Annotated in this window: 10 protein-coding genes; 6 read left to right on the top strand and 4 right to left on the bottom strand. The window is 70.6% G+C overall.

Annotated elements, in window-relative coordinates:
- Positions 1-159 precede the first annotated feature (159 nt).
- Positions 160-951: a CPBP family intramembrane glutamic endopeptidase gene (locus IFT90_RS04510; RefSeq protein WP_192041436.1), complete on the bottom strand. Its 792-nt coding sequence runs from the start codon at positions 949-951 to the stop codon at positions 160-162.
- A 319-nt stretch (positions 952-1,270) separates the two neighbouring features.
- On the opposite strand from IFT90_RS04510, the gene IFT90_RS04515 reads away from it, so the two are divergent.
- The 6 genes from IFT90_RS04515 to IFT90_RS04540 all read left to right on the top strand — a co-directional run bounded on the left by IFT90_RS04515 (position 1,271) and on the right by IFT90_RS04540 (position 9,448).
- Positions 1,271-2,893, top strand: coding sequence for an ABC transporter substrate-binding protein (locus IFT90_RS04515; RefSeq protein WP_192041139.1), 1,623 nt, complete (start codon positions 1,271-1,273; stop codon positions 2,891-2,893).
- Between the two features lie 144 nt (positions 2,894-3,037).
- Positions 3,038-3,967, top strand: coding sequence for an ABC transporter permease (locus IFT90_RS04520; protein ID WP_192041140.1), 930 nt, complete (start codon positions 3,038-3,040; stop codon positions 3,965-3,967).
- Entirely contained in the window at positions 3,957-4,913 is a 957-nt protein-coding gene (locus tag IFT90_RS04525; RefSeq protein WP_192041141.1) for an ABC transporter permease, read from the top strand. The genes IFT90_RS04520 and IFT90_RS04525 overlap by 11 nt, the downstream gene beginning before the upstream one ends.
- On the top strand, positions 4,910-6,667 hold the full coding sequence (locus IFT90_RS04530; protein ID WP_192041142.1) for an ABC transporter ATP-binding protein: 1,758 nt from the start codon (positions 4,910-4,912) through the stop codon (positions 6,665-6,667). Before IFT90_RS04525 ends, IFT90_RS04530 begins: the two co-directional genes overlap by 4 nt.
- Positions 6,668-6,818: 151 nt before the next feature.
- The gene (gene typA / locus IFT90_RS04535; protein WP_123548121.1) at positions 6,819-8,729 is read left to right on the top strand and encodes a translational GTPase TypA; all 1,911 of its coding nucleotides are present in this window, start codon (positions 6,819-6,821) and stop codon (positions 8,727-8,729) included.
- A 200-nt stretch (positions 8,730-8,929) separates the two neighbouring features.
- Positions 8,930-9,448 carry a hypothetical protein gene (locus tag IFT90_RS04540; protein WP_192041143.1) on the top strand — a complete coding sequence of 173 codons (519 nt, stop codon included), beginning with the start codon at positions 8,930-8,932 and terminating at the stop codon, positions 9,446-9,448.
- Between the two features lie 78 nt (positions 9,449-9,526).
- On the opposite strand, the gene efeB is transcribed toward IFT90_RS04540, so the two are convergent.
- The 3 genes from efeB to efeU are packed head-to-tail and all read right to left on the bottom strand — an operon-like array spanning position 9,527 to position 12,980.
- Positions 9,527-10,876 (bottom strand): iron uptake transporter deferrochelatase/peroxidase subunit, encoded by a 1,350-nt coding sequence (gene efeB / locus IFT90_RS04545; RefSeq protein WP_192041144.1) that lies wholly within the window; start codon positions 10,874-10,876, stop codon positions 9,527-9,529.
- 20 nt (positions 10,877-10,896) lie between these two features.
- Positions 10,897-12,090 carry an iron uptake system protein EfeO gene (gene efeO / locus IFT90_RS04550; protein WP_192041145.1) on the bottom strand — a complete coding sequence of 398 codons (1,194 nt, stop codon included), beginning with the start codon at positions 12,088-12,090 and terminating at the stop codon, positions 10,897-10,899.
- Positions 12,087-12,980, bottom strand: coding sequence for an iron uptake transporter permease EfeU (gene efeU / locus IFT90_RS04555; protein WP_192041146.1), 894 nt, complete (start codon positions 12,978-12,980; stop codon positions 12,087-12,089). The genes efeO and efeU overlap by 4 nt, the downstream gene beginning before the upstream one ends.
- Positions 12,981-13,036: the final 56 nt, after the last annotated feature.

Raw genomic sequence — 13,036 nt, forward strand, 5'->3', positions numbered from 1 at the left:
TGTGGAGTTGTCGAGTCCGTTCGACCCTCGAGACAATGACACGCTCCCCCCGAACGGGTGTCAAGGGGCGCCGAGAGGTGACGAGGCAAGTCGGCGCAGATCGGCGTCGGCGTGGCCGGGGGAGGCCACGCCCCTCGTCCGGCCCGCCGCCTCCTCGGGTCAGCTGGGCAGGCCGAAGGCGGCCGGGAACGTCGTCGCCGCCCACGGGTAGCCGACGAACACGGCCGCGTCCATCAGGAGGTGCGCGACGACCAGGGGCAGCACCCGGCCCGTCCGCGTGTAGAGCCAACCGAAGACGAGCCCCATCACGACGTTGCCGACGAAGGCCCCGAAGCCCTGGTACAGGTGGTAGCTGCCGCGCAGCAGCGCGGCGGCGACGATGATCGGCCAGGTGCGCCAGCCGAGGTCGCGGAGCCGGGCGAAGAGGTACGCGACGACGATGACTTCCTCGGTCACGCCTGCCCGCAGCGCCGAGAGCAGCAGCACGGGCACCGTCCACCACTCGGCCGCGAGGTCGGTCGGGACGACGGTCACGGTCAGGTCGAGGGCCTTGCCGACGAGGTAGAGCCCGATGCCCGGGATGCCGATGGCGAGGGCGAGCCCGGCGCCGCCGAGCACGTCGCGGCCGGCGCGCGAGAAGTCGACGCCCAGGCGGCCGAGGTGCGGGCGGGCCTCGTTCCAGAGCAGGTAGGCCACGAGCGCGACGGGCACGAGGTCGACGGCGATGCCGACCAGCTGGTAGATCAGGTCGAAGACGGGCCGGTCGCTGAGCGACGAGTTGAGCGTCGCCGTCTGCTGCGACAGCGCCTCGTCGCGGGTCAGCCGGTTGGCGATCGACAGCACCGAGTACACCGCCGAGGCGCCGAGCGACAGCCCGAGCACGATCGCGATCTCGACCCGGAGGCGCGCCCTGCCAGGTCGACCCGGCCCCGTCTCGAGGGGGCCGGCCATCCCGTCGCGCGGCCTCGGCCCCGGCGTTGCCGGTAGCGTGTCGTCTCTGTCGCTCACGCGCCGATCGTACGGGACGCTCCGGTCGGCAGCGGATGATACCCGGCAGCTGTCTGATTTCTCGCAGCGGATCCTTGCGCTCTTCGCAGCCGCGGCGCAACAGATCGCCCACGGACGCAAAGATCCGGCGAGTTGGTTTCCGTCGTGTAACCGTTCCCCCAGGGGTTTGGAGATGGCTGAGCCCGGTGCTTAGGGTGACTGCATCCAACGCGGCGAGGCTCATGGGGGCCACGCTGCGTCCTTTCCCGCATCAGGAGGAACATTGAAGAAGACGCGCATGGGCCTCGGGGCCATCGCCGTCGTGGGGACGGCAGCACTCGTCCTCACGGGCTGCGCCAGCGGTGGGGACTCGGGCGACAGCGGCTCGGGCGACTCCAGCGCCATCATCACCACCAACGGCAACGAGCCTCAGAACCCGCTCGTCCCCTCGAACACCACCGAGGTCGGCGGCGGCAAGATCATCGACTCCGTGTTCGCGGGCCTCGTCTCGTACAACGCGAAGGGCGAGTCCGAGATGGACGCGGCCGAGTCGATCGAGTCGGACGACAACCAGCTCTGGACCATCACGCTCAAGGACGGCCAGACCTTCACCGACGGCACCCCGGTCACGTCCGAGTCGTTCACGAAGGCCTGGAACTGGGCCGCTCAGGTCTCCAACGCCCAGAGCGCCTCGTACTTCTTCGACAACATCGCCGGCTACGACGCCGAGGCCGACAGCGACCTCCAGCTCGAGGTCGTCAGCGACACCGAGTTCACGGTCGAGCTGTCCGCGCCCGCCGCCGACTGGCCCCTCCGCCTCGGCTACTCGGCCTTCTCGCCGCTGCCCGAGTCGTTCTACGACGACGTCGACGCGTTCGGCGAGAACCCCGTCGGCAACGGCCCGTACAAGCTCGAGAGCGAAGGCGCCTGGACCCACAACCAGGACATCAAGCTCGTCACGAACCCCGACTACGACGGCCCGCGCAAGCCCGTCAACGGCGGCCTGACGATCACGTTCTACACGACTCAGGACGCGGCCTACGCCGACGCGCTGTCGGGCAACCTCGACATCCTCGACCAGGTCCCGGACGCCCAGTTCGCCTCCTACCAGAGCGACTTCGCGGACCGCTACGTCAACCAGCCCGCAGCGATCTTCCAGTCGTTCACCATCCCGCAGTACCTCGAGCACTTCGACGGCACGACGGAGGAGGGCAAGCTGCGCCGCCAGGCCATCTCGCTCTCGATCAACCGCGACGACATCACCGACGTCATCTTCCAGGGCACCCGCACGCCGGCCAAGGACTTCACGTCCCCGGTCATCGACGGCTACTCGGACGACCTCGAGGGCTCTGACGTGCTCTCGTACGACGCCGACAAGGCCAAGGAGCTGTGGGCCGAGGCCGACGCCATCTCGCCCTACGGCGACACGACGTTCACCCTCGCCTACAACGCCGACGGCGGTCACCAGAACTGGGTCGACGCCGCGACGAACAGCATCTCCGACACGCTGGGCATCAAGGCCGAGGGCCAGTCCTACCCGACCTTCGCCGAGCTGCTCGACGACGAGGACAACGACGCCATGACCGGCGCCTTCCGTTCCGGATGGCAGGCCGACTACCCGTCGCTGTACAACTTCCTCTCGCCGCTGTACCAGACCGGTGCCGGATCGAACTACGGCCGCTACACCAGCACCGAGTTCGACGGCCTGCTCGCCGAGGGCGCCGCAGCGTCGTCGCCCGAGGACGCGACCGCCGACTTCCAGAAGGCACAGGAGGTCCTCTTCACGGACCTGCCCGTCGTCCCGCTGTGGTACTCGAACGTCACGGGCGTCTGGGCCGACACGGTCAGCAACGTGGAGTTCGGCTGGAACTCGGTGCCCCTCTTCTACGAGGTCACCAAGAACTAGTCGCACCGAGAGCGGCCCCGCCGCTCTCATCGTCCCCCGGGGGGTCCGGGCAGGTCATCCTGTCCCGGGCCCCCCGAAGGGCGTCCACTCCTCCCTCCACACGATTGCGACAACCATGCACGCGCAGAAATCCGAGGCGGCCTGATGCTCTGGTACACCGGCCGGCGCCTCCTCCAGCTGATCCCCGTCTTCTTCGGGGCGACGTTCCTCATCTACTTCATGGTCTTCGCCCTGCCGGGCGACCCCGTGGCGGCGCTCTTCGGCGAGAAGCAGCCGAGCCCCGCGGTCATCGAGGCCATCCGCGCCCAGTACAACCTCGACAAGCCCTTCATCGTGCAGTACCTGCTCTACGTCGGCGGGCTGTTCACGGGTGACCTCGGCACGACCTTCTCCGGTCGACCGGTCATCGACGAGCTGGTCCGGGCGTTCCCGATCACCTTCCGCCTGGCGATGCTGGCGCTCCTCTTCGAGGCCGTCGCCGGCATCCTGGTCGGCCTCGTCGCCGGCCTGCGCAAGGGCAAGATCTTCGACAACAGCGCCCTCGTCGTCTCGCTGCTGCTCATCTCGGTCCCGACCTTCGTCATCGGCTTCGTGCTGCAGTACGTCTTCGGCATCCAGCTCGGGCTCTTCCGCACGACCGTCAGCTCGCAGGCCCCGTGGAACGAGCTCGTCCTGCCCGCCATCGTGCTGGCGTCCGTGTCGTTCGCCTACATCGTGAGGCTGACCCGCGCCTCCGTGTCCGAGAACATGAGCGCCGACTTCGTCCGCACGGCCACCGCCAAGGGCCTCACCCGTCGACGCGTCGTCGGGGTGCACATCCTGCGCAACTCGCTCGTCCCGGTCGTCACCTACCTGGGCGTCGACATCGGCTCGCTCATGGTGGGCGCGATCGTCACCGAGGGCATCTTCAACATCCAGGGCGTGGGAGGCACGGTCTACCGCGCCATCCAGCTCGGCGAGGGCCCGACCGTCGTGTCGTTCGTGGCCGTGATGGTCATCATCTTCATGCTGGCCAACCTCCTCGTCGACCTGCTCTACGCCGTTCTCGACCCGAGGATCCGCTATGCCAAGTAACTCGACCCCCGGCCTCTCGCCCGACCACTACGTCGCGCCGATCGAGGAGACCCCGCTCAAGGCGGTCGACGCCGTCGACGAGTCGGAGAAGCCCCGCTCGAGCTGGAACGACGCGTGGGACGCGATGAAGACCCGCCCGCTGTTCTGGATCTCCGCGGTCCTGATCCTGCTCGTCATCGTCGTCGCGGTCTTCCCGCAGCTCTTCACGTCGACGTCGCCGACCGCGGGGGCGAACCTCCGCTCCAGCAACGGCGGTCCCGAGGCGGGCCACCCGATGGGCTTCACGCTGCAGGGCCTCGACGTCTACGCGCGCGTCATCTACGGCACGCGCGCCTCCCTGACGGTGGGGCTGCTGGCCACGGTGATCGTCACGATCGTCGGCATCGTCATCGGCTCGTTGGCCGGCTACTACGGCGGCTGGCTCGACGCGGTCGTCTCGCGGATCGGCGACATCTTCTTCGCCATCCCGACGGTGCTCGGGGCGATCGTGCTCATGTCGGTGCTGCCGTCGCGCACGCCGTTGACCGTGGCCCTCGTGCTGTCGCTCTTCGCGTGGCCCCAGATCGCGCGCATCATGCGCGGCTCGGTGCTCGGCGCGAAGAGCAGCGACTACGTGATGGCCTCGACGGCGCTCGGCGTCTCGCGGTTCCGCATCCTCCTGCGCCACGTCGTGCCGAACGCCATCACCCCGGTGATCGTCGTCGCGACCGTGTCGCTCGGCACGTTCATCGTGGCCGAGGCCACGCTGTCGTTCCTCGGCATCGGCCTGCCCAGCGGCGTCATGTCCTGGGGCAACGACATCGACGCCGCCCGGTCGTCGCTGCGCGTCGCGCCCATGCCGCTGATCTGGCCGGCCGCCGCGCTGAGCCTGACCGTGCTGTCGTTCCTGATGATGGGCGACGTCGTGCGCGACGCCCTCGACCCGAAGGCGAGGGCCCGTCGATGAGCGACACCTCCACCCGACCCGCCCAGGCGACCACCGCCTTCGGCGCGACCCCCCTGCTCGAGATCAAGGGCCTGAAGATCGGGTTCCGCACCCAGTCGGGCTACGTCGACGCCGTCCGCGGCGTGGACTTCACCATGATGCCGGGCGAGCGCCTCGCCATCGTGGGCGAGTCCGGCTCGGGCAAGTCGACCACCGCGACCTCGATCATCGACCTGCTGCCCGGCACCGGAGAGGTCACGGGCGGTCAGATCCTCTTCGAGGGCAAGGACCTCACGAAGGCCTCCGCCGCCGAGATGCAGGCGATCCGCGGTCGCGACATCGGCTACGTCCCGCAGGACCCGATGTCGAACCTCAACCCCGTGTGGAGCATCGGCTTCCAGGTCGAGGAGGCGATCCGTGCGAACGGCGTCGCCACCGGCAAGCAGGCGGTGCGGCAGCGAGCGATCGAGGTGCTGCAGGAGGCAGGGCTCGGCGACGCCGACCAGCGCCTCAAGCAGTTCCCCCACCAGTTCTCGGGCGGCATGCGCCAGCGCGTGCTGATCGGGATCGGCCTCTCATCGCGGCCCAAGCTGCTCATCGCCGACGAGCCGACCTCGGCCCTCGACGTGACCGTGCAGCGGCGCATCCTCGACCACCTCGAGACGCTGACGCGCGACTACGGCACCTCGGTGCTCTTCATCACGCACGACCTCGGCCTCGCGGCCGAGCGCGCCGAGAAGCTCGTGGTCATGTACAAGGGCCGCGTGGTCGAGTCCGGTCCCTCGAAGGAGATCCTGGCCAACCCCCAGCACCCCTACACGAAGCGCCTCGTGGCGGCGGCGCCGAGCCTCGCCAGCCGTCGGATCCAGTCGACGATCGAGCCCACGCACAGCCACGCGGGCGAGGTCAGCGACGAGGGCGCCGACGACGCCGACCTGATCGCCCGTGCCCGTCAGCGCGAGGAGCTCGGCCGCACGAACGCCGAGTTCATCAAGGTCGAGAACCTCTCGAAGGTCTACGCGATCCGCCAGGGCGGCTTCAAGACCACCGAGCTGCGGGCCGTCGACGACGTCTCGTTCTCGATCCCGCGCGGCACGACGACGGCCCTCGTCGGCGAGTCGGGCTCGGGCAAGTCGACCGTGGCCAAGCTGGTGCTGCAGCTCGAGGGCATCACCTCGGGCACCGTGGCGATCGACGGCCAGAGCGTGGGGGCGCTGAAGGGCTCGGAGCTCTTCGGGTTCCGTCGCCGGGTGCAGCCGGTCTTCCAGGACCCGTACGGCTCGCTCGACCCGATGTACAGCGTCGGCAACACGATCGCCGAGCCGCTCGTCACTCACGGCATCGGCGACCACAAGAGCCGCCAGGCCCGCGTGCACGAGCTGCTGAACCAGGTCTCGCTGCCGGTGTCGATGGTCAACCGCTACCCGGGCGAGCTCTCGGGCGGTCAGCGTCAGCGCATCGCGGTGGCGCGGGCGCTCGCGCTCAAGCCCGACGTGATCGTGCTCGACGAGGCCGTCTCGGCCCTCGACGTGCTCGTGCAGGGGCAGGTGCTCGACCTGCTCACCGACCTGCAGACCGAGCTGGGCCTGACGTACCTCTTCATCACGCACGACCTCGCGGTCGTCCGGCTCATCGCCGACAACGTCTGCGTCATGCAGAAGGGCCGCATCGTCGAGTCGGGCACCACCGACGAGATCTTCGCGAACCCGTCGCAGCAGTACACCCGCGAGCTGCTCGAGGCCATCCCGGGCGCGCAGTTCGAGTTCGGCCGCTGAGCGGCTGACACCCGGGCAACCTGCCTGTGAAGGGGCCCTCCGACCGTGCCGAGAGCACGGGGGAGGGCCCCTTTACCACGTGCCGTAGACTGTTCCCGCCGGGCCCCGTCCCGACCACTTCCCCCTGACTCTTCTCGTAAGGAATACATCCATGGCGACTGCCATCCGCAGCGACCTGCGCAACGTGGCGATCGTGGCCCACGTCGACCACGGCAAGACGACCCTCGTCGACGCCATGCTCAAGCAGACGAACTCGTTCGACGCGCACTTCGACACCGAAGACCGCATGATGGACTCGAACGAGCTCGAGCGCGAGAAGGGCATCACGATCCTCGCGAAGAACACCGCGGTGCTCTACAACGGTGCCCACGCGACCGACGGCCCGATCACCATCAACGTGATCGACACCCCCGGCCACGCCGACTTCGGCGGCGAGGTCGAGCGCGGCCTGTCCATGGTCGACGGCGTCGTCCTGCTGGTCGACGCGTCCGAGGGCCCCCTGCCCCAGACGCGCTTCGTGCTCCGCAAGGCCCTCGCGGCCAAGCTCCCCGTCATCCTGCTGGTCAACAAGACCGACCGTCCCGACGCGCGCATCGACGAGGTCGTCGCCGAGAGCCAGGACCTGCTCCTCGGCCTCGCCAGCGACCTCAGCGAAGAGGTCGACGACCTCGACCTCGACGCCATCCTCAACGTGCCCGTCGTCTACGCGTCCGGCCGCAACGGCGCCGCGTCCGTCAACAAGCCCGCCGACGGCTCGCTGCCCGACAACGACGACCTCGAGCCGCTGTTCGACGCGATCCTCACGCACGTGCCCGCGCCGACCTACGACGACGAGCACCCGCTGCAGGCCCACGTCACCAACCTCGACGCCTCGCCGTTCCTCGGTCGCCTCGCGCTCCTCCGCGTGTTCCACGGCACCCTGAAGAAGGGCCAGACGGTCGCCTGGGTCAAGGCCGACGGCACCGTAGCGAACGCCCGCATCACCGAGCTGCTCATCACGAAGGCCCTCAGCCGCTACCCGGCCGAGAGCGCGGGCCCCGGCGACATCGTCGCGGTGGCCGGCTTCGACACGATCACCATCGGCGAGACCCTCTCCGACCCCGACGACGTGCGGCCGCTGCCGACCATCACGGTCGACGACCCCGCCATCTCGATGACGATCGGCACCAACACCTCGCCCATCATCGGCAAGGTCAAGGGGCACAAGCTGACCGCCCGCATGGTCAAGGACCGCCTCGACCGCGAGCTGATCGGAAACGTCTCGCTCAAGGTCGTCGACATCGGACGCCCCGACGCGTGGGAGGTCCAGGGCCGCGGCGAGCTCGCGCTGGCCATCCTGGTCGAGCAGATGCGTCGCGAGGGCTTCGAGCTCACCGTCGGCAAGCCCCAGGTCGTCACCCGTCGTGACGAGAACGGCAAGCTCCAGGAGCCGTTCGAGCACATGACCATCGACGTGCCCGACGAGTGGCTCGGCGCGATCACGCAGCTGATGGCCGCCCGCAAGGGCCGCATGGAGAACATGGCGAACCACGGCTCGGGCTGGGTCCGCATGGAGTTCATCGTCCCGTCGCGCGGCCTGATCGGCTTCCGCACGCAGTTCCTCACCGACACGCGCGGCACCGGCATCGCCAACGGCATCAGCCACGGCTACGGCCCCTGGGCCGGCGAGATCTCGACCCGCACCAACGGCTCGATCATCGCCGACCGCTCCGGTGTCGTCACGCCCTTCGCGATCATCAACCTGCAGGAGCGCATGACCTTCTTCGTGCAGCCGACCGAAGAGGTCTACGAGGGCATGGTCGTGGGCGAGAACTCGCGCGCCGACGACATGGACGTCAACATCACCAAGGAGAAGAAGCTGACCAACATGCGTCAGTCGACGGCCGACAACTTCGAGTCGATGACGCCCTCCAAGGTGCTCTCGCTCGAGGAGGCCCTCGAGTTCGCCGGTGACGACGAGTGCGTCGAGGTCACCCCCGACGCCATCCGCATCCGCAAGGTCGAGCTCGACGCCAGCGCGCGTCAGCGCAGCACGGCTCGCCTCAAGAAGCAGAACGCGTAACGAGCGACACCCGATCAGGCCGGCCCGGCCAGGTCACGGAGGAGGCGCCCCGCAGCAGTGCGGGGCGCCTCCTTCGTCGTGTGGCCAGCCGTCGTCCTCAGCACCCGTGTCCGGCCCCGATGCCGAGCCCGCTCCGGGTGGTGGTGCAGCGGCCGCACGTTCCACGGCTCCGCACAGCGGCGGGCGCTACGGTCGTCGCCGTGACCACGCTGACCCGCACTCCCCGCACCCGCCTCGTCCGCTCCGCCTCCGCCCTGCTGCTGGCCGGCGGGGTCGTCGTCGGCCTGACCGCCTGCGGCGACGGCTCGATGGTCGACAACATCGTGGGCAGCGCCGTCGACCAGGGCGTCGAGAGCGTGCGCGGCACCGTCGAGGACGCGGTGGGCGACGTGCTCGGCGGCGCGAGCGTGTCGACCGACGGCACCCTGCCCGAGTCGTTCCCGGCCGACGTGCCCCTGCTCGACGGCACGGTCCGCGGCGGGGGAGCGGGCCCCGAGGGCACCGGCTGGGTCGCCCAGCTCACCGTCGGCAGCCTCGACGACTTCGCCACGGCTCAGACCCAGCTCGAGGGCGCCGGCTACACGGCCAGCGGGGTGAACGTCGACGGCGACACCGCGCTCGGCACGTTCACCGGGGCCACGTACCGCGTGCTGCTGACGCTCACGACGCAGTCCTCGGACGGCGCCGTCGTCGCGACCTACGTCGTCACGCCCGTCTAGCCCGTCGCGCCCGTCCGGTCGAGGCGTCGACCAGGCCCTGCGAAGCGGCCCGCCGAGCCCTCCCGCAGGAGGCGCGCCTCAGCCCAGCAGGGTCTCGCCGACCCAGCCGCCCTGGCTCGCCCCCGGCGGCACGGCGAAGATGCCCGAGCCGACGTGCTTCAGGTACTCGTTCATCCGGTCGTCCCGCGCGAGCGCCGTCTGGATGGGCACGAACTGGCGTCGAGGGTCCCGCTGGAACGCGATGAAGAAGAGCCCGGCGTCGAGCCGGCCGAGCGAGTCGTTGCCGTCGACGAAGTTGTAGCCGCGGCGCAGCAGGGTCGCCCCGTCGTTCTGGTCGGGGTGGGCGAGCGCCACGTGCGAGTCCACGGCGATGGCCGGTCCCGAGCCGTCGGCGGACACGGCCGAGAAGTCGGGGGCCGTGAACTCCGAGCCGCCCGACAGGGGCGCGCCCTCGCCCTTGTCGCGCCCGACGACCGTCTGCTGCTCGGTGAGCGAGGCGTGGTCCCAGGTCTCGATGGTCATGCGGATCTTGCGCGCGACGAGGTAGGAGCCGCCGTCCATCCAGTCGGCGCCGTCGCTGCCGGCAGCCCAGACGCCCTGCTCGACGGCGGCGCCGTCCTCGGCGCGCACGTTCGCCGTGCCGTCCTTGAACCCGAACAGGTTGCGCGGCGTCGACTGGCCCCGCGTCGTCGACGAGGTGCGGCCGAAGCCGAGCTGGGACCAGCGCAGCGAGGCCCGGCCGAAGGCGATGCGCGACAGGTTGCGCACGGCGTGGACGGCGACCTGCGGGTCGTCGCTGCAGGCCTGGACGCACAGGTCCCCGCCGGTCAGTGCCTCCTCGAGCTGGTCGCCCGAGAAGTGCGGCAGGTCGACGAGCGCGGCGGGCCGCTGTGAGGAGATGCCGTAGCGGTCGGCGCCGGTCGCGTCCGTGAAGAGCGTCGGGCCGAAGCCGATGGTGACCGTGAGCCCGGCGGCGGGCAGTCCCGTCGCCTCCCCGGTGTCGTCCGGCGGCGCGAGGGGCGAGCCTCCGGTCGCGCCCGTCTCGCTGACGTCGAGCCCCTGGGTCAGGCGGGCGGCGGCGGCGCTCCAGTCCTGCAGCAGCTCGACGAGGTCGCGCCGGGTGGTGCCGGCGGCCATGTCGAACGAGGCGAAGTGCAGCCGGTCCTGGGCCGCGGTCGTGATGCCCGACTGGTGGCGGCCGGCGAAGGGGTAGCGGGCCGCGGCGCCGGAGGTGCCCTGCGCGTGCGCCTGCAGGGCCCGGTCGCTGCCGACCCCGACCCCGACGCCCAGGGCGCCCGCCCCGACACCGGTGCCGATCAGGCCCAGCAGTCCGCGGCGGGAGAGCCCGCGCGACGCGCCGCCTGGACCCGTGGGCTCACCGGCCGCAGCCGTCTCGCTCGTCGCGCGCCGCGCCTCCTCGTCCGTCATCGTCCGCCCTCGCGCACCCGTCAGCCGACCAGGGTCGAGGTGAGCTCGCTGAGGGGCTCGCTCAGGGCGTTGACAGCGTCGCTGAGCTTCTTCTTGTCGGCGTCGGTCAGCTCCGTGTACGAGGGGTAGCCGGCCTCGAGGCTGCCGTACGACGAGAGCAGGTCCTCGAGGGCCGTGAGGCGCGAGTCGATGCGGTCCACGAGCTCCGGGTCCTTGTCGGCGACGATGTCGCGCACGCCCTCGTAGGCGACGCGGGCGCCCTCGAGGTTGCCCTGGAAGTCCCAGAGGTCGGTGTGCGACCAGATCTCCTCCTCGCCGGTGATCTTGCCGGTGGCGACCTCGTCCATCAGGCCGACGGCGCCGTTGCTGATCGTGTCGATGCTGATCGAGAACCCGCTCGCCGTCACGGCCGACTGCAGCTCGGCCGTGTCCGCGGTGAGCAGGCCGGCGAAGCGGGTGCGCTCGTCAGCGGTCAGGGGCGTGTAGGCCTCGCCGCCGTTCTCGTCCGCGGTCGGCTGCCAGAGGTCCTTCTCGATCCGGTGCCAGCCGGTCCACTCGGTGCCGGGCTCGACGTCCACCTCGCGGAAGTCGATCTTCGGATCGAGGTCGCCGAACGACTCGGCGACGGGCTCGATGCGTTCGTAGTACGCGCGGGCCGTCGGGTAGAGGCTGCGTGCCAGGTCGTCGTCGCCGGTCGTGTACGCGTCGAGGAACGCCTGGGTCGCGGGGACGAGCTGCCCGACCTGGTCCTTCACGTACCCGAGGTACGCGGCGGCCGCGGCGTCGACCTGCTCCTTCTCGGTCCCCACGGGGGTCACGTCGGCGCCCGAGTCGGTCACGGTGAACGGCGCGCGGACGCCCTCGCCGACGAGGCCGGGGATGCAGGCCGTGACGTAGTCGCCGGGCTGCACCGCGACGGTCATCGAGGCGCTGGTGCCCGGCCCGATGTTCTCCTTCTCGCTGATGATGCGCAGGCCGTCGGAGGCGAGCAGCTCGAACTCGGTGTTGTCGTCGCCCGTGTTCGTCACGGTGAACGTGACGGGGCCGCTCGGCGCCGTGGTGGCCGAGAGCGAGCACGCGTCGGCGTTCCCGTCGACCGTGACGACGGTGGCTCCGGCCGTGGCGGCACCGCCGGGGGAGTTCGCGACGCAGCCGGTCAGGGCGAGCGCGACGAGCGCGGCGCCGGAGACGAGGGCGAGGGGGCGAGGGGTCATCGGGGTGCTCCTGCGGTCGTGCGGGCGGTGGGGCGGTCGGTGGGGGAGGAGTCGGAGGAGGCGGTGGAGGCCTCCGCCGGACGGGGCGCACGGCCACGGGTGGCGCGCGCGAAGAGCGGGACGACGACGGCGAGGTAGGCGAGCCAGGCGCCCGCCTGCAGCCAGCTCGGCGTCGGGGTGAAGTTGACGAGGCCCTGCAGCAGGGTGCCCCACCAGCTCGTCGGGGGCACGGCGGCGCTGACGTCGAAGGCGAGGGAGGTGCGGCCCGGCAGCACGCCCGCCTCCTGCAGGTCTCCCACCCCGTAGGCGAGCACCCCGGCCGCGACGAGCACGAGCAGGTACCCGGTGACCGTGAAGAAGCGGCGCAGGTCGAGGCGGACGACCCCGCGGTAGATCGCGACCTCGATCGCGACGGCCGTGAGGATGCCGAGCAGGGCGCCCACGACGGGCGCCTCGCCGCCTCCGGTCGACTGCACCGTCGCCCAGACGAACAGGGCGGTCTCGATGCCCTCGCGCCCGACCGACAGGAAGGCGAGCGCGACGACCGCCCAGGCCCCGCCGGCGATCGCGCGGTCGAGGCTCGACTCGAGTTCGCCGCGCATGCTGCGCGCCGTCCGGGCCATCCAGAAGACCATCCAGGTGACGAACCCGACGGCGACGACCGAGAGGCCGCCGCCGATGACCTCCTGGGCCTGGAACGTCAGGCCGTACGCGCCGAAGGTGAGCACGGCGCCGAGGCCGAGCGAGAGGACGACGGCGGCGGCGACGCCGAGCCAGAGACGGGGGAGGACGTCCCGGCGGCCGAGCTTGACGACGGCGGCGACGAGGATGCCCACGACGAGGGCGGCCTCGAGGCCCTCGCGGAGTCCGATGAGGTAGTTGGCGAGCACGGGCGACGGCTTTCGAGAGGAGGGCGTGCGGCGGTGGGGTGACCGCGACCGGTCCG

Origin of the sequence: Frigoribacterium sp. CFBP 8766 (assembly GCF_014841435.1) — a bacterium.
In the GTDB taxonomy this organism is placed as follows: Bacteria; Actinomycetota; Actinomycetes; order Actinomycetales; family Microbacteriaceae; genus Frigoribacterium.